Raw genomic sequence first — 17,791 nt, forward strand, 5'->3', positions numbered from 1 at the left:
CGGTGGGGGGGAAACCGGCGGATGAGGCGTTGCGGCAGTTTCGTCGCAACGCGCCCCGGCCGTGGGGAACACAACCGCTAAAATCGCCCCCGATGTCGCAGCCGGGGGAGAACGCATCAACAACCTGACTTCAGATTGCAGCAGACAGTATGACATAAGGCCAGACCTGCGCGCAAGATCTCGGGCTCGAGCAAGGAATGCATCATGAGCATCAAAGAGTTCGGATTGAAAACCCGGGCGCGCCACACCCTGCGAAATGACCACACTACCGAACTGCTGCGTTCGGAACTCTACAGTCTCAAGCAACTCACGCTGCACGCCGTCAAACTGGCCGGCCTGCACACCCTTGATTCCCACCCTGGGCCGGATATGTTGTTGCCGCGACTGGCGGACAATGCGCGGGCGTTGCGGGCGGCCTATGACATCGTGACGGTCACGGCCACGCCTGGAGGGCGGGTCGTACCGGCCGAGGCATGGTTGCTCGATAATTTTTATCTCATCGAGCAACAGATCAGTCTGGCCCGCCGGCACCTGCCCCGGGGCTACAGCCGGCAGTTGCCGCGACTGGCCGAGGGACCATCGGCCGGATTCCCTCGCATCTATGACCTGGCGCTGGAACTGATCTCGCACATGGACGGCCGCATCGACAACGACAACGCCACCCAGTTCATTGCCGCCTACCAGACCGCCACACCCTTGATGCTGGGCGAATTGTGGGCCTTCCCGATCATGCTGCAGTTGGCGCTGCTGGAAAATATCCGCCGCATAGCCATCCGCATCGCGCGTCGGCGCGAGGAACGCGACGCGGCCATCTTCTGGGCGCAACGCATGCAGGCCACAGCGGAAAAGGAGCCGAAAAAGCTTATCCTGCTGCTGGCCGAATTCGCCAACGCCGATGTGCCGCTGACCGCGCCCTTTGTGGAGGAATTCCATGCCCGGCTCCATACCCAGGGAGCCCCCATGGCCTTCATTCAGACGTGGATCGGCCAAAAGCTCCTCGAACAGGGGGTGACCGCCACCCAGCTTTCCGAGGCGGCCGGCCGGACCGCCGCGACCAACCAGCTCTCCATCGCCAACAGCATCGGCAGCCTGCGTTTCATCGGGGCCATGGACTGGAAGAAATACGTCGAGTCCTTAAGCCTCGTCGAACAAGCCTTGCGCGAAGATCCGGCCGGGATGCACGCCCTTCAGGATTTCGCCACCCGCGACCGCTACCGGCATGTCGTCGAGGAGGTGGCCAGGGGCAGTGCGCAAAGCGAACTGGCGGTGACCCGGCAAGTCCTTTTGCTGGCGCGCGCGGCGGCGCAACGCCTCGGCGCCGACGACCGCACCGCCCATGTCGGCTACTACCTGCTCGATCGGGGCCGGCCCCTGCTGGAACGGGCGGTCGATTGCCGCCTGTCGCTGGCGGCCTGGGCCGGCCGGACGAACCGGACGGTCCGTCTGGTCCTGTATCTCGGCCCCATTCTGGTTCTGACCATCCTTATGGCCTGGGTCGCGTTGGCCGCTTTCGGCGGGTTTTCGCCGGGAGACTGGCGGTATTGGCTTGTCGCGATCACTGCCCTGCTTAGCGGCTCGGCCCTGGCCGTCCCGCTGGTCAACCTGGCGGCTACCTGGCTCCTGCCGCCCCATACCCTGCCTCGGTTGGATTTTTCCCAAGGCATCCCGGCCGGGCACCGCACCATGGTGGTTGTTCCGACCTTGCTCGGCTCCCCGCAAGACATCGCGGCCCTGGTCGAAGCTCTGGAAATCCGCTACCTCGGCAACCGCGACCCCAACCTGTTCTTTGCCTTGCTGACGGATTTTCCCGATGCGCCCGAGCGGGTGCAGCCCACCGACGACGACGCCCTCGCCCAGGCCCGCACGGCGCTTGAGCTACTCAACGCCACCTATAGCGACGATCGGCCGTGCATCTTTTTCCTGTTCCACCGGCCCCGGGAATGGAACCCCTTCGAACGGACCTGGATGGGTCATGAGCGCAAGCGCGGCAAGCTCGAGCAGTTCAACGCCCTGCTGCGCGGGGAAGCCGCATCCGCCTTTTCGGAGACCGTGGGCGATGCGTCCATCCTCTCTTCGATCCGCTACGTCATCACCCTGGACACCGACACGCAACTGCCCCGGGACGCAGCCCGGGCGCTGGTTGGCAACATGGCCCATCCGCTCAACCGTCCGGTCTACGATCCCGCCAAGGGGCGCATCGTCGACGGGCACGCCATCCTGCAACCCCGCGTGTCCATCAGCCTGGCCAGCGCCGGGCAGTCGCGCTTCGCGAAACTCTTCGCGGGCGAGGCCGGCATCGATCCCTATACCCGCGAGGTGTCCGACGCCTACCAGGATGTTTTCGGCGAGGGATCGTTTATCGGCAAGGGCATCTACGACGTGGACGCCTTCCGTCGGGCCGTGGATGGGCGCTTTCCGGAAAACCTCATCCTGAGCCATGATCTCCTGGAAGGCGGCTATGCCCGCTCCGCCCTGGTAACGGATGTGGACCTCGTCGAGGAGCATCCGCGCAGCTATGCCATGGACGTCAGCCGGCGGCACCGCTGGATCCGGGGGGACTGGCAACTGGCCGGCTGGCTGTTGCCGCGCGTGCCCGGACCGTCCGTCGCGGACGGGAAAAAGGCGCGGCGGCAACCGAACCCGCTGACGGCCCTGTCGGTATGGAAGCTGTGCGACAACCTGCGCCGCAGCCTCGTCGCGCCGTCGCTGTGCGCCTTGCTGGTCCTGGGCTGGCTCTTTGGGCCCGGGCCGGCCTGGTTCTGGACGCTGCTGGTGCTAGTCGTGGTCTTCCTGCCCACCCTGCCGGGAGCCCTGCTCGAACTCGCGCGTAAGCCCGGGGAACGGAGCTGGTGGGCGCAGCTGCGCCAGACCGGCAAATCGGCCGGCCGGCCGCTGCTGCTTACGCTGTTGACCCTGGCCTTTTTGCCCTACGAGGCGCTTGTCTGCCTGGACGCCATCGCCGGCTCGGGCCTGCGCATGCTGTTCACGCGGCGCGGCCTCCTGCTCTGGCACGGCCCCGCCTATGCGCAGCGCAACGCGCGCCGCACCCTGGCCGATTTCGCCGTGGAGTGTGGTTCGCGCCAGCCCTGGCCGTGGCCGTGGCCCTGGCCCTGACGCCCGGCCAACCGGCGGCCTTGCTCTCCTGCGCGCCCGTCCTGTTCCTCTGGCTGGTCTCGCCGGTCGTGGCCTGGTGGATCAGCCGGCCGCTTGCGGCCCCGGTGCAGGAGCTGGGCGCCGATCAGCGGCTGTTTTTGCGGGGAGCGGCCCGGCGCACCTGGCACTTCTTCGCGCACTTCGTCGGCCCGCTTGACAACTGGCTGCCACCCGACAACTTTCAGGAATATCCCACGGAGATGCTCGCCTCGCGCACCTCGCCGACGAATATCGGCCTGGCCCTCTTGGCCAACCTGGCCGCCTGGGATTTCGGGTACATCTGCGCCGGGGAGTTGCTGCGCCGCACCGAGGCCACCCTGGCGGCCATGGAAAAGCTCACGCGCTACCGGGGCCATTTCTACAACTGGTACGACACGCGAACGCTCACCCCCCTTCGTCCCCAATACGTTTCCACCGTCGACAGCGGTAACCTGGCCGGCTGCCTGCTGACCTTGCGGGCGGGACTGGCCGAGCTCAAGGACCAGCCGGTGCTGTCCCCCCGCGCCTTGGCGGGACTTGGGGATACCGTGCGGGTACTGGCCGAGCACGTCTCCGCCTCCCGCGCCCCGGCTCTCGCCAGGCAGGTGGCGAAACTTCGGGAAACGCTGCGCGACGCCGGGCGGCAAGGTCCGCCGCGCGACCCGGCGGCCATTGACGCCGTACTGGCCGCGCTTCAGGACCCGGGGGAGGACCTACTGGCCGAATTGTCCCGGGACGACGCCGTCGACACCTTGCCGCATGACTGGGCGCAAGCCTTCAACCGGCAGGTCCGCGCCCTGCGGGAAGAGCTGCGCTTGTTCGCGCCGGGGGCGGCTTTACCCGAAAACAACCCGACCCTGGCGACCTTGGCCGGAGAGGGCGCGCTGACCGCCGAAACGCCTCCCCAGGCCCGGGAAGCCCGGCGACGCCTTGGCGTCATCGACGATTTGCTGGGACGCTGCCACGAATTGGCGACCATGGATTTTGCCTTTCTTTATGATACGGCGCGCGACCTGCTGGCCATAGGCTACGACGTGGGCGAACGGCGGCGGGATCCGTCCTGCTACGACCTGCTCGCCTCGGAGGCCCGACTCACCAGCTTCCTGCTCATTGCCGAGGGGCAAATCCCGCAAAAACACTGGTTTTCCCTCGGGCGTCTCCTGACGAGCCACGGCGGCGACCCGAGCCTCATTTCCTGGAGCGGCTCGATGTTCGAGTACCTCATGCCGCAACTCGTCATGCCCCATTACGAACACACCTTGCTCGACCAGACCTGCAAGGCCGCCGTGTCGCGCCAGATCGAATACGGCCGGCAGCGCGCCGTGCCCTGGGGCATTTCCGAATCCTGCTACAACGCCGTGGACGTCAACCAGGCCTACCAGTACAGGGCATTTGGCGTGCCCGGGCTGGGGTTCAAGCGGGGACTCGGCGAGGATATGGTCATCGCGCCCTATGCCAGCGCCCTGGCCCTGCTCGTGGCTCCGCGGGAAGCCTGCCGTAACCTGGAGCGCCTTGCTGCCGAGGGATTTCAGGGCGATTACGGCTTTTACGAGGCGATCGATTACACCCCCGCGCGCGTGCCCCGGGGGAAAAATCACGCTCTCGTGCGGGCGTTTATGGCCCACCACCAGGGCATGAGCCTGCTGGCGTTCGCCCAGGCTCTGCTCGGCGAGCCGATGCAACGTCGGTTCATGGCCGCACCCTCCATCCGGGCGACGCAGTCGCTTCTGCAGGAGCGGGTGCCGAAAAACGCGGCCACGCTCCACCCGCATGCCGCCGAAGTCAGCGCCGCCGCCCACCCGCCGGCCACGGAAGCGGGCGCGATCATGCGCGTTTTCACCGATCCGAATACACCCCTGCCCGAAGTGCATCTTCTCTCCAACGGCCGGTACCACGTCATGGCCACCAATGCCGGCGGCGGCTACAGCCGCTGGCACGATCTGGCCGTCACCCGTTGGCGCGAGGACGCCACGTCGGACGGCTGGGGCACGTTTATCTACCTGCGCGACAGCGACACCGGGCGCTATTGGTCCAGCGCCCATCAGCCGACGCTGCATCCGGCCGAGTACTATGAGGCGGCCTTCGTACAGGCGCGGGCCGAATACCGACGGCGCGACCAGGGTATCGAAACCCACACCGAGATCAGCGTCTCGCCCGAGGACGACGTCGAGATCCGCCGGGTCACGCTGACCAACCTGTCCTCGCATCCCCGGCATATCGAGGTGACGAGCTATGCCGAGGTCGTGCTGGCGCCGCAAAACGCCGACCTGTCCCACCCCGCGTTTAGCAACCTCTTCGTGCAGACCGAGATTCTGCCCGACCGGCAGGCGATCCTGTGCACGCGCCGACGTCGCACGCCGGACGAGCGGACACCGTGGATGTTTCACCTGTTCGCCGCCCCTGGCGTGGCTGCCGGCGAAGCCTCCTACGAGACGGACCGTGCCGCCTTCCTCGGGCGCGGCCGAACGGCGGCCAATCCCCTGGCCATCTCCGGCCACGGCGGCCCGGCGGCGCTCTCCAATACCGCCGGCGCGGTGCTCGACCCCATCGTCTCCATCCGTCGCACCGTGACCGTATCCCCCGACGTCTCGGTGGCCGTGCAGATCATCTCCGGCGTCGCGGACACGCGCGAGGCCGCCCTGGCCGTGATCGAGAAATACGGCGACCGGCATTTTGTCGAGCGGGCCTTTGAAATGGCCTGGTTTCAAAGCCAGGAAGTGCTGCGCCACCTGGGCGCGGCCGAAGCCGACGCCCAGATATACGGCCGCCTGGCCTCCTGCGTCGTTTTCGGCAACGCCCTGCACCGCGCCGCGCCGAGCGTCATTGCCCGAAACCAGCTCGGCCAGTCCGGGCTGTGGCGTTTCGCCATTTCGGGCGACCTGCCGATTGTCCTGGTGCGCATTGGCGACATGGACCACATCGACCTGGTCGGACAGATGCTCGCGGCCCATGCCTATTGGCGGATGAAGGGACTGGCCTCGGACCTGGTGATCATAAACGAGGATTTCTCGGGCTACCGGGCGGCGCTGCACGACCGGATCATGGGGCTCGTCAACGCCGGTCCCGAAGCGGCGGTCGTCGACCGGCCGGGCGGGGTTTTCGTGCGCCGGGCCGAGGAACTTTCCGAAGAGGACCGGGTGCTCTTCCAGACCGTCGCCCGGGTCGTGCTGACCGATTCCGCCGAGACCCTGGCCGAACAGGTGGAATGCCGTCCGCCGGCCAGGCGTTTGCCGCAACGCCTGGAGGCCTGGCCACGACAGGCCGCCGAACCGGTCCGGGCGCTCCCGGCGCGCGAGCGTATTCTGGGAAACGGGCTGGGAGGCTTCACCCCCGACGGGCGCGAATACGTCATCACCCTGGAGCCCGGCCAGACGACACCCGCGCCCTGGGTCAACGTCATCGCCAGCCCCCACATCGGCACGGTCGTGAGCGAATGCGGCAGCGCCTACACCTGGGCGGAAAACGCCCACGAATTCCGGCTGACCACCTGGCAAAACGATCCCATCGGCGACGCCGGCGGCGAGGCGCTCTACCTGCGCGACGAGCGGACGGGAGCGTTCTGGTCGCCGACGGGACTGCCCGCCCGCGGCCGGTCCGGCTATGTCTGCCGGCACGGCTTCGGCTACAGCGTGTTCGAGCATGATGCGGAAGGCATCTTCTCGGAACTCTCCACCTATGTCGCCATGGACGCGCCGGTCAAATTCCTGGTGGCGAAGCTGCGCAACCACTCGGGGCGTTCGCGCCGCCTGTCGCTGACCGGATACTTCGAGCTGGTGCTCGGCGAGTGGCGACATACCAATCTCCTGCACATCGTGACCGAAAAGGATCCGCTGACCGGAGCGGTTTTCGCCCGCAACGCCTACGGCCGGGAATGCGGCGGCCGGATCGTCTTTGCCCAGGTCAGCGAGCGGGAGCGCACGGTGACCGGAGACCGGACCGAATTCCTCGGCCGAAACGGCACCCTGGGAAATCCCGCCGCCCTTGGCCGCAAGTCCCTGTCGGGCAGGACCGGGGCCGGCCTTGATCCGTGCGCCGCCATCCAGACCCGGATCGAACTGGCCGAAGGAGAGGAGCGGGAGATCGTCTTTCTCCTCGGCGCGGCCCGGGATGCCGACGAGGCGCGCTATTTTATCGAACGCTTCGGCGGCCCGGCCGGCGCGCGCCAGGCCCTGGAAACGGTGTGGGAACACTGGAACCGCACGCTTGGCGCGGTCAACGTGGAGACGCCCGATCCGGCCCTCGATGTGCTGGCCAACGGCTGGCTCCTCTACCAGACGCTGTCGTGCCGCCTCTGGGGGCGCAGCGGCCTGTACCAGTCCGGTGGGGCCTACGGATTCCGCGACCAGTTGCAGGACACCATGGCCCTGGTCCATGCCGCGCCCTGGCTTACCCGCGAACACTTGCTGCGCTGCGCCGGACGCCAGTTTCCCCAGGGCGACGTGCAGCATTGGTGGCATCCGCCCAACGGCCAGGGCGTGCGCACCCATTTCTCCGACGATTATTTGTGGCTGCCCTACGCAACCGCCCGGTATGTGCTGACGACCGGGGACACGGGCATCCTCGACGAGAGCGTGCCGTTTCTGGAAGGCCGCGCACTCGACCCCCATGAGGAGTCGTACTACGACCAGCCGCAGCGCTCGTCGGAAACGGCCAGCCTCTATGAGCACTGCGCCCGGGCCATCCGCCACGGGCTGCGTTTCGGCGCGCACGGCCTGCCGCTCATGGGCTGCGGCGACTGGAACGACGGCATGAACCGCGTCGGCCGGGACGGCCGGGGCGAAAGCGTCTGGCTGGCCTGGTTTCTGTACGAGAACCTGGAGCTGTTCGCCGGTCTGGCGCGCGGCCGGAGGGACGCGGCCATGGCGGAGACATGCGCCGAGCAGGCCGCCCGGTTGCGCGAGAACATCGAGGCCCAGGCCTGGGACGGCGACTGGTACCGCCGGGCCTACTTCGACGACGGCACGCCGCTTGGCTCGTCGGAAAACGTGGACTGCCAGATAGACTCCATCAGCCAGAGCTGGGCGGTCCTGTCCGGCGGCGGCGATCCCGAACGGGCCAGGCAGGCCATGGCGGCGGTGGATGCACGTCTCGTGGACCGCGACGCGCGGTGCATCAAGCTGCTCGCCCCGCCGTTTGACGCCTCGGACCTCGAACCCGGCTACATCAAGGGCTACGTGCCCGGGGTGCGGGAAAACGGCGGCCAGTACACCCATGCCGCGATCTGGGCCACCATGGCCCTGGCCCGGCTGGGCGAGGGGGAACGTGCCTGGGAGTACTTCGCCATGCTCACCCCGGTCGGTCACGGGAATTCTCCGGAAGCCATCGCCCGCTACAAGGTCGAGCCCTACGTCATGAGCGCGGACCTGTACGCCGCGCCGCCCCACACGGGCCGGGGCGGCTGGACCTGGTACACCGGGGCGGCCGGGTGGATGTACCGGCTGACCGTGGAAACGCTGCTGGGCCTTACCCTGGAGGTGGACCGGCTGCGCCTCGCGCCGTGCCTGCCGGCGCATTGGGATTCCTACAAAATCCACTACCGCCACCGCGATACCGTGTATCATATCACGGTCAGGCGTCTTGGCGAAAAGGCCACGCGGGAAATCCAGGTGACGCTGGACGGCGTCATGGTCAACGAAACGATCGAGACGGGAGCTGGACGGGCGCAGGGCCTGATCCCCCTGGCGGATGACCGCCGGGAACACCATGTCGCGGTGGATATACGCTGACGGCAGCGCCGTTTAAGGCGTCTGTGCCCGCCTCTCAGGGGAATACACACGGGAAAGGGGCTCTTCCCCGCGCTTCTTGCGGCGCTTCGGGATGAGCCTCTCCAGGGATGGGGCGTCTTTGCGCAAACCGTCCCTGGGGAGGCGTCGGAAGAATGCAGCAAAGATATCCCGGCAGGATGGACAGGACATTATAAATGTAATATATAGTAAGAATAGCCAAGAACCCTGAGAACCATGATCTAAAGAAACACTCGAAAAATGGTTTTTGACAAATATTAAAAAAAAGGCCGTTATGTACAACTTATTCAAACTTTGTTACCAGCTGGCTGCTGCTTTCGCAATCCTGTTTTTTGTTTTGATATCCCCTGCACATGCCATGACGCTTCCTATCCATGGAGCGGTGCTCAACAGCACCGAGACGTTCACCGGGAAGGCGACGGTACACTTTTGGGGCGATGGGAATTTGACCCTGACGACGAACAAGGGCGTAATCTGCAAGGGTGATTTTGTTCATGCCTCGCAGCAAAAAGGCAAGGGCACGGTCACCTGCGAAGACGGCCGTCTGGGCACCTTCGAATTCGTCACCGCCGGATTCTCGGGCACTGGCGCCGGCATGATCGGCGCCGAGCACTTTGCCTTCCGTATCGGGAAGTAGTCGCGCCGGCGGTCCTCCCGTTGCACGCGACTCCCAAGGACCGCAGACGCCGTCTTCGACGAGGCAGGACAGGAACGCCGCTAGTGTCGCGTCCTCGAAGTCGGTGTATATAACTTTCTGGGGCAACATACCAAGATAATTTGTTTTTTCTTAAAAAATACTATCGTATTTTTTAAGGGATGCCACACTAGCGAAAAACATGGCACCATCACCGGACTTCTATCGGCCTTTTCTTCTGGCTATCTTCCTGGCGGCCATCGCGATCATGGGCACACTCCTGTGGCCATTCAGGCACGCCATGGTTCTCGCCCTGGTCCTGGCCACCCTGGTACACCCCTTGCGGAGGCGGCTGCCCCGACCGGTCCAAACGCGTCGGTTTTTTGCCGCAACCATCCTCACGCTGCTGACGATCCTGTTCGTGCTTCTGCCGCTGGCCGGGCTGGTGACCCTGCTGACCAGCGAGGCCGTCACGTTCATTCACACGGCCATCACCTGGTTTCGGACCGGCGGGCTTACCGAGGCCGTGGCCTGGCTCCACGCGCTTCCCCTGCCGGACTGGGCCAAAAGCTACCTTGACGTATCCTCCATCAATTTGCGCAAAATCGAGGCCCTGGCCTTATCCTCCGGGGGGGACATCGGTCTGTGGTTCCTCTCGGCCGGCAAGGGGGTTGCCAGCATGGGGCTGCAACTGCTCGTGCTGGTCATGTTCCTTTTTTATCTTCTGGCCGAAGGGGAGCGTCTCACGGAGTTGCTGCGCAAGGCGTCGCCGCTGCGGCGGGATCAGGAAGACGCGATTATCGCGCGTTTCAAGGCGGTGTCCCAGGCCGTGCTCCTGGGCGGCCTGGGCACCAGCGTCGCCATCGGGGTGGTCACCGGCATCGGGCTTTGGATCGCGGGGATAAGCCCGCTGCTCTGGGGCGCCGTCGCGGTCATTGCATCGCTGATACCCGTTGTGGGACTCAGCCTGATCATGCTTCCGGCGATTATCTCCCTTATCGCCACAGGCTCGGTCAAAATGGCGATCTTCCTTGCGCTCTACTGGCTTGTGATCGTCAGTTCGGTCGATAACGTCGTGCGCCCGCTTTTCATGCGCGGTACGGCGCGCATGTCCCTGGTCTGGGTCTTCGTCTCCATCATCGGCGGGGTGCTTATGTTTGGCCCCCTTGGGCTGTTGTATGGACCGTTGGCGCTCAGCATCTCGTTTCTCTTCCTTGAAATCTTTTTCGACGCCCAAAAGGAAACGGACGACCCTGCGCCGCCTGGAGCATGATGCGTGGACAGATTTGGCCCTCATACGCGGATGTGGTGAAAAGAATGGGCCGCAAGGATCACTTCAAGGGGCCGCGGCAGGCGCTTGGGTGATTCGTTGCCAACGCGAGGCAACGCCGTTTCACAACGCAGGGCAGCCTCCTGTCCGTTCGGGATTCGGGGAGGCCGCTTCCGTTGGTCCGATCAGATACGCGAATAGGTGGCAACGTCTTCCTTGAACTCCTCGATCATGGCTTCCGTCAGGGACGGCCTGAAGGCGGAGATGGCCTCGGCTATGATTTCCGTTGTCACCGGAACGTTGGTCCGGCTTGCGCATTCCTTTTCAAAAGCGTGTTGGGCGACGATCTGGAAGAGGTATTCGAGGTCAGCCGGAGTGAATTTCGTCGTCAAGGGCACGATGCGGTCCATATCGACAATTCCGGTGTTCATCTTCGATAAATAGTATTCCAGTATGGTTCTTCTTCCGTCGTCGTCCAGGGTTCCCACTGGAATGATGCAATCGAAGCGACCGGGCCGCAGCAAGGCGGCGTCGAGTTGGCGGATGTAGTTGGTCGCGCATACGAGCAACACCTTGTTGCCCTGGCTTTTTATAAGCGGCACCTGCTTGAGGAACTCGTTGGTGATGGACCTGTCGACCCGGTTGGCCGTATCCCGGCTGCCGGCGAACTCCTCGAACTCGTCGATAAAGAGGACGACTTCATCCAAGCTGCGTACCTTTTCCATTATTTCGCGAAGGTGCGCCCCGATCTTGTCCACCCCGTCGACCATGAGCATGCTTGGCGCGATTTCGATGAACCACCAGGCAAGCCTTCCGGCCATGGCCTTGACGAAATGGGTCTTGCCCGTGCCGGGAGGACCGAAAAAAATGATGGTTTTCGGCGGAATGACGCCGTGCTTCCGTGAGAGATCCTCCTCGATCAAGGGGAGGACGATCCTTTTTTGAATAAGCTGCTTGGGCGGCTGGGTGTCGGAGATGGTGTCCCAGATGTCCCGGCTGATGGTGCGCGCTCCCATTTGCACCAAAAGTTTTTCCTGGTTGTGCGTGGCGAGTTCCTCGTCCGTTCCGATATTTTCGAGGTAGTCGTTGCAAGCGATTCTGAATCCGACATCCCGGTTCAGCCGTTCGGACAGTATCCACTTGTGCCGCATGATCTTTTGCCAAAGATCGGTTGCGACGTCCGCATCGAACTTGGCGCCGCTGGCCTCGAAAATCTTGCTGGCGCACACTTCGGGGGCAGGCGATTCGAATATTTTATCATCCAAGATATCAACTCCTTATTACAACATCTCCCCGCAAACGCTGCGACCTTGTAAAGTATAGTCCAGCGATATACCCCATGGCCAATAGATGGTTACGGGAAATACGAATATGATGTTTATGTATGCTTGGTATAATAAGACATCGCTCAATATTGTCACGGTATATTTTAAAAATACCTGCCGCACTAAGGGCGTTATCGCCTTGTTATGCCCCTACCATGAAACATAATCTAATTCTTCCTCATTTCAATACGGGATTACCCAGGCTGAAACATTAAGCATTGCAGTTGCCTGCTCAATTCAAACCCGGCGACAATGCGTCATTATATTTCGGGAGAGAAGGGCAGGCCGCGCCTTGCCCTTGGACCGCCTTGCTGTCGGGATTGGCGAAAGGAATCGCGCCATGAACGAGTGGCAAACGCCTCCGGGGAACCCGGCTGCGGTGTTTTTCGGACGAAAGGGCTGGCAGGCTGGAGGCGAGGGGCGCAAGGCTTCCGGTCGTGTGGGCGACGCGGCTCGCCGGGCGGCGTTCAGGCCGCGGGAATGCCCTGCGGCGGGCAAGGGAGCACAACGGTCACCCTGGTCCCTTCGGCCTCGGAGGTGGCAAGCTCGATGCGACCGCCGTGCGCCTTGGCGATGAGTTGCGCACTGTATGTCCCCAGGCCCGTACCGCAAGTCTTGCCGGACGTGGCGTACTTCTCGAAGAACCGACCACGCACGGCTTCCGGCACCGCGCCGGCATTGCGGATGACAATGCGCAGCGCACCCGGCACTGTTTGGCAGGAGATGGTGACGAGCCCTTCCCTGGGCGAGGCCTCCACGGCATTTTTCACCAGATTCATGAACATGTCTTCGATGAGAAAGGCTTCCCCGCAGAGTTGCGGTCCCCCGGGTGAGCAATCCAAAGCCGCCGCCTGGAGAACGATGCCCACCTTGCTCTGTGTGGACAATACCGCCAGGGATTCTTTCACGGTGTCGAGGATATGATAGATTTCAACCGGCTTTCTGGCCGGTGTGTATTCACCTTTCTCCATTCGCCGCAAGGGCTCGGCGGAATTGATGAGGTGGATCACCTGCCGAATGCCGAGCATGATCTGAGGAAACGCCTGCATCATGGAGATGTCGTTCACCCCACCCATGACCAACTGTGCCAGGCTGAAGAGATTTATAAGGGGACCCTTGATGTCGTGCTGAATGATGCGTTCGGCGTTCTCTCGAAATTGTTCCTCCTGCTTGCGCTCCGTGATGTCCTGCATCACGATGCGGCATACGGGAGCGTCTCCGGCATCCTGGGCGATGCTGGCCGCCAGTTGCGCCCAGAATTCGCCTCCGTCCTTTTTCCTCAAGCGCAACTCGTAGGCGACCGGCACGGAGGTCTCAAAAAGTTTTTTGCGTCGCTGGTAATAAACGTCCTGATCATCCTTGTGAATACACCGGGTCCAAGGCTTCCCGACCAATTCTCCCCGGGGGAAGCCAAGCAGCGTTGCGGCGGTGAGATTGGCCTCCAGGATCAACCCTGGCTCGCTCACCGTGCAATACCCTACCGGAGCGAGGTCGTAGAGATCGAAGTAGCGGGCCCGGGCGACGTCCAGTTCCACCTGGGCCCGGCGCAGCTCCTCGTTTTGCATCTCCAGTTCGATCTGATGCACGCGCAGTTCGTGGAGCGCCTGCCGCATTTCCTCGGGGGAAAGGTGGGCCTCGTTTGTCGCAGCGTCCGCCCGCGCCAATGCTTCGGCTTGACGCCGCAACTTATCCATCATGAGCCGAGCCTCCCTGGGCAATGCGTTGCGTGACCGCCATGGCATAGACATGACCGGCCGCGTCGGCCAGAAAGCTGGCCGTCAGCCATACAGGCAAAGTCCGTCCGTCCTTGGTCATGCGCCGCGTCTCATAGGGCACCTGCATGTCGCCCCCCGCCACCCGCCGCATGTTCTCCAGTTCCTGCGTCTGGATATCCTCCGGAATCATGTCCCTGATGTTCATGGCCGAAGCCTCGTCCTCGGTCCAGCCGAAAAGGCGCTGCGCCGAGGGATTCCAGGCCATGATATACCCGTCCATGCTCAGTACGGCAATGGCGTCCTGCGAATCCCGCGCAATTCCAGCCAGGCGGAGCTGGTCATGGGCCTCCCGCAAGAGCGCATGCGACTTCTTCATTTCGGTGATGTCGACAAAGGTGAGCACCGCCCCCTCGATCACGTTGTCGAGCGTACGGTAGGGCAGGATACGCATCGTGTACCATTTCCCTTCCATCGTCTGCACTTCCAATTCTTTGGGAATCAGTGTCGCCAACACCGATTGCACGTCGGCAACCAGGCTGGAATAACCCACCATATTGGAAACGATGTGCCCGACCGGTCGCCCGATATCCACCTGGAGCAGGTTGATGATCCGGGTGGCGGCCGGGGTGAAACGCAGGATGCACAGCCGATGGTCCACGAAGATCGTGGCGATGCCCGTCCCGGCAAGCAGGTTGCTCATGTCGTTATTGGCCTGCGACAGGTCGATCAGCTTGTTTTGCAGTTCGGCATTGACGGTGGCCAACTCCTCGTTGACGGATTGCAATTCCTCTTTGGACGTTTCCAGTTCTTCATTCGAGGATTGCAGCTCTTCGTTTATGGACTGCATTTCCTCATTGGAGGATTTGAGTTCCTCGTTGGATGTTTCCAGCTCCTCGATGGCGGTCTGGAGATATTCTTCCTTGGCGCGCAGTTCCTGTCGCAGCGCCGTCACACCGGCATCACTCGCCTGGACCGATTCACATGCCCCATGGCCGGGCTTCGGGAGTACGGCTTGTTGCGCCTGCTCATGGTCCAAATGCGGCGAACTCTCCAGGATGACCAGATACAGGGGCGCGTCGGGAACCACGACCTGGCCTGCCGCCACCGGACAAACCGTCAGGTCGACCGAGGTGAAGTCCCCATTGGTTTTCACGCGAAGCGCCTGGCTGCGTACGGTTTCCCTGGATGACCGGGCCTTGTGCAGGGCCGTGCTCAATTCCCGGCGCAACCCCTCTCGCGCCATCTTGAGGATGTTGTTGACCCCGGCTTCCCCGGGCGCGGGCTCCAGGTATCGGCCCGTGCGCCCATGCAGGTAGAGGATGTCGCCACGGGCGTTGACCAGCGCGCCCGACAGGGCGATCTGCCGCAACAGGGCCTGCTCGGTCAGTTCACGCAGAGGCAGTTTCGCGGGATCGGCCTCCTTGGCGACGGGCCGCGGGAGCGATGCGTCAAGCGCCATAAGCGGGGGCAGAAACCGGCCCACGGCCAGGAGTTGTCGCCCATGCAGGTCATCCTTGCGCTGATATATCTTCGATTTGCGATCCAGGACGGCAAAAAGATCCCCAAAATCCCCCACCGTTTCCGAGGTGCCCAAAAAGAGAAAACCTCGGGGAGCCAAGGCGTAATGGAAAAGGGGGATGAGTTTTTTTTGCAGTTCCCCTCCCATGTAGATGAGGAGGTTGCGACAGAGGATGCAGTCGAGTTTGGAAAAAGGAGGGTCCTTGATCACGTCCTGCTCGGAAAAAACCAGCATGTCGCGGATGCTTTTATGGATGCGATAGGCACTGCCGTCGGCCTCGGCCGTAAAAAAGCGGGCCAGCCGTTCCGGCGAGACATCGGCGGCGATGCTGGCCGGATACAATCCGCTTCGGGCCGTGGCGATGGCCTGGCTGTCAATGTCGGTGGCAAAAACCTGCGCCACGTAACGTTGCTGCGTGGTCTCCAGATACTCCTGCAGGAGGATGGCGATGGAATAGGCTTCCTCTCCGGTGGAGCAGCCCGTTGACCAGACACGGACCAGGGAACCAGCGGGTTTGTCGGCAAAGAGCTTCGGGAGGACCTGCTGCTCAAGCGCCTTGAACGCCTCGGGGTCGCGGAAGAAACTGGTCACGCCGATGAGCAGGTCGCGAAAGAGCGCTTCCACCTCCGCCGGGGTTTGCTGCAAATACCGAATATAGGCATCGAGCGCGGCGATTTGATGCACGGCCATGCGCCGCTCGATGCGGCGATGGATGGTGCTCGGTTTGTACTGGGAAAAATCGTGCCCCGTTTGGGCGCGCAGCAGGATGCATATTTTTCGCAACGCGTTTTCGGTCGTATGCCTTGGCGCGGCCGCCGCCAACTGGGGCTTGCCAAAGGCATGGGCCACATAGGCGCTGATCTGGGCGGGCATCTCGGCCGGCGGCAACGCGTAGTCCACGAGGCCGGTGGCCAGGGCGCTTCGCGGCATGCCGTCGTACTCGGTCGTGGCGGGAGTCTGGGCAATGACCATGCCGCCCTCGCCCTTGATGGCCCGGACGCCCTGGGCGCCGTCACTGCCGGTGCCCGAGAGCACGATGCCGATGGCCCGCTCGCGCAGCCCCTGGGCCAGGGAGCGAAAGAAGAAGTCGATGGGCAGGCGTTGCCCCCGTGGCGCGGCCGGTTCCATGAGCTGGAGCCTGCCGCCCAGAAAGGCCATGTCGCGATTGGGCGGAATGATATAGGCGCAGTTAGGCTGCACCTCCATCCCGTCCTCGACCTCGAAGACCTGCATCCGGGTATAACGGCGGATGAGTTCGGTCAGCAGACTCTTGTGGTCAGGGGCCAAATGCTGCACCAGGACAAACGCCATTCCCGGGTCGGTCTCGGCAGGCATGCCGGAAAAAAAAGCTTCAAAAGCCGCCAACCCCCCGGCCGAGGCGCCAATGCCCACGATGGGAAAGATTGCTCCGGGCTCCCGAGGCGAATCCGTTTCGGCCTTGTCGATCATTGGCTGGGCTGCGTGTTGCTGCTGCGGTACGGCCTTTTTCTTTGTCATGATGCGAACTCTCCGTGCTCATTTCATATATACCCGTTCCACACTTGTCTTGCGAGGGAAACCTGGGGTTGCCCCCGCAACGCCCCCATCCTGACTTGGTCAGGAGTGGCACCAAACGTATTCCTCTTGCATTCCAGGCAGCGTTTGGGAGCGGTGGACAATGAGCGGATTCTCATCGTCCAAGTACGGGGGCAAACGCATAAACCACGCCTTGATTCAGGGGAAGGCCTCTCGGATCTTTTCATGTTTCCTGTCCATTTTTCGGCCAAGCTGGCGTCTGAGCTTTGCCTCGTGCTGCCTGGCTTCTTTGAGCCGGTCGTCGCGGTCCCGCTTGGTCAGAGCCATTTTTTCAATCTCCTGGGGCTGACGTTTCCAGGTCCGCTCGATTGTTTCCAGGCGCAACGCCCTTTGTTCGCGAAGGGCTGATAGTGCTTTTCTCCGCTCGGCCATGCAGGCCCGATACTCGGCCAAGAGCTTGTCGCGCTCTGGGCTTTGCCGCTGTAACGGCTTGGCTTGATGGCGGTCAGCCGTCTGCGCATTGTGTCGCGCCTCGCCCCCCACTCATCCTCTGGCCCATTTCGCCTGCACCACGGCCCAGCCCCGTATCCCAAAATTTCAAAATCCGACGAATTCGCCGCATCCTATCGGAATGACATATGATCCATGTAAAATCCGCGTTCAAATTCGTTCAAAATTTGTCAACACACTGAAATTACATACTATTTCAGAAAATCAGCACCGGCGTACAGGCAAAGTGAGAAAAATGGGGAGAGGGAGATCGCGGATAAATCGGGTCCGCCAACGATGCCAACAGGCAGGGCCCGCTGAAAAACGAAAAAGGGGCCAGGACCATCGGTCCTAACCCCTTGAAATCTGGAGCCAGCGAGGAGACTCGAACTCCTGACCTGCTGATTACGAATCAGCTGCTCTACCAACTGAGCTACGCTGGCACAGG

8 protein-coding genes and 1 tRNA gene are annotated in these 17,791 nt (G+C 62.9%); 4 read left to right on the top strand and 5 right to left on the bottom strand.

Annotation, left to right across the window (positions count from 1 at the left end; genetic code table 11):
- Positions 1-204 precede the first annotated feature (204 nt).
- The 4 genes from K9F62_00395 to K9F62_00410 all read left to right on the top strand — a co-directional run bounded on the left by K9F62_00395 (position 205) and on the right by K9F62_00410 (position 10,783).
- Positions 205-3,114 carry a hypothetical protein gene (locus K9F62_00395; GenBank protein ID UJX41199.1) on the top strand — a complete coding sequence of 970 codons (2,910 nt, stop codon included), beginning with the start codon at positions 205-207 and terminating at the stop codon, positions 3,112-3,114.
- Positions 3,069-8,858, top strand: coding sequence for a hypothetical protein (locus K9F62_00400; GenBank protein UJX41200.1), 5,790 nt, complete (start codon positions 3,069-3,071; stop codon positions 8,856-8,858). The genes K9F62_00395 and K9F62_00400 overlap by 46 nt, the downstream gene beginning before the upstream one ends.
- 292 nt (positions 8,859-9,150) lie before the next feature.
- Positions 9,151-9,513: a hypothetical protein gene (locus tag K9F62_00405; GenBank protein UJX41201.1), complete on the top strand. Its 363-nt coding sequence runs from the start codon at positions 9,151-9,153 to the stop codon at positions 9,511-9,513.
- Positions 9,514-9,712: 199 nt separating this feature from the next.
- Positions 9,713-10,783: an AI-2E family transporter gene (locus K9F62_00410; GenBank protein UJX41202.1), complete on the top strand. Its 1,071-nt coding sequence runs from the start codon at positions 9,713-9,715 to the stop codon at positions 10,781-10,783.
- 182 nt (positions 10,784-10,965) lie between these two features.
- Here K9F62_00410 and K9F62_00415 read toward each other — a convergent pair whose 3' ends face one another.
- The 5 genes from K9F62_00415 to K9F62_00435 all read right to left on the bottom strand — a co-directional run bounded on the left by K9F62_00415 (position 10,966) and on the right by K9F62_00435 (position 17,786).
- On the bottom strand, positions 10,966-12,045 hold the full coding sequence (locus tag K9F62_00415; GenBank protein ID UJX41203.1) for an AAA family ATPase: 1,080 nt from the start codon (positions 12,043-12,045) through the stop codon (positions 10,966-10,968).
- Between the two features lie 527 nt (positions 12,046-12,572).
- On the bottom strand, positions 12,573-13,802 hold the full coding sequence (locus tag K9F62_00420) for a PAS domain S-box protein (protein UJX41204.1): 1,230 nt from the start codon (positions 13,800-13,802) through the stop codon (positions 12,573-12,575).
- Entirely contained in the window at positions 13,792-16,836 is a 3,045-nt protein-coding gene (locus tag K9F62_00425; protein ID UJX41205.1) for a PAS domain-containing protein, read from the bottom strand. Before K9F62_00425 ends, K9F62_00420 begins: the two co-directional genes overlap by 11 nt.
- A 216-nt stretch (positions 16,837-17,052) precedes the next feature.
- On the bottom strand, positions 17,053-17,307 hold the full coding sequence (locus tag K9F62_00430) for a hypothetical protein (GenBank protein ID UJX41206.1): 255 nt from the start codon (positions 17,305-17,307) through the stop codon (positions 17,053-17,055).
- A 403-nt stretch (positions 17,308-17,710) separates the two neighbouring features.
- A tRNA-Thr gene (locus K9F62_00435) sits at positions 17,711-17,786 on the bottom strand.
- Positions 17,787-17,791: the final 5 nt, after the last annotated feature.

Origin of the sequence: Desulfovibrio sp. JY (genome assembly GCA_021730285.1) — a bacterium.
Taxonomy (GTDB): domain Bacteria; phylum Desulfobacterota; class Desulfovibrionia; order Desulfovibrionales; family Desulfovibrionaceae; genus Solidesulfovibrio.

Bases quoted from the DNA above. Each gene is read 5' to 3' on its own strand.
- K9F62_00395 (UJX41199.1), top strand. From the start codon at position 205: ATGAGCATCAAAGAGTTCGGATTGAAAACCCGGGCGCGCCACACCCTG.
- K9F62_00405 (UJX41201.1), top strand. From the start codon at position 9,151: ATGTACAACTTATTCAAACTTTGTTACCAGCTGGCTGCTGCTTTCGCA.
- K9F62_00410 (UJX41202.1), top strand. From the start codon at position 9,713: ATGGCACCATCACCGGACTTCTATCGGCCTTTTCTTCTGGCTATCTTC.
- K9F62_00420 (UJX41204.1), bottom strand. From the start codon at position 13,802: ATGATGGATAAGTTGCGGCGTCAAGCCGAAGCATTGGCGCGGGCGGAC.
- K9F62_00425 (UJX41205.1), bottom strand. From the start codon at position 16,836: ATGACAAAGAAAAAGGCCGTACCGCAGCAGCAACACGCAGCCCAGCCA.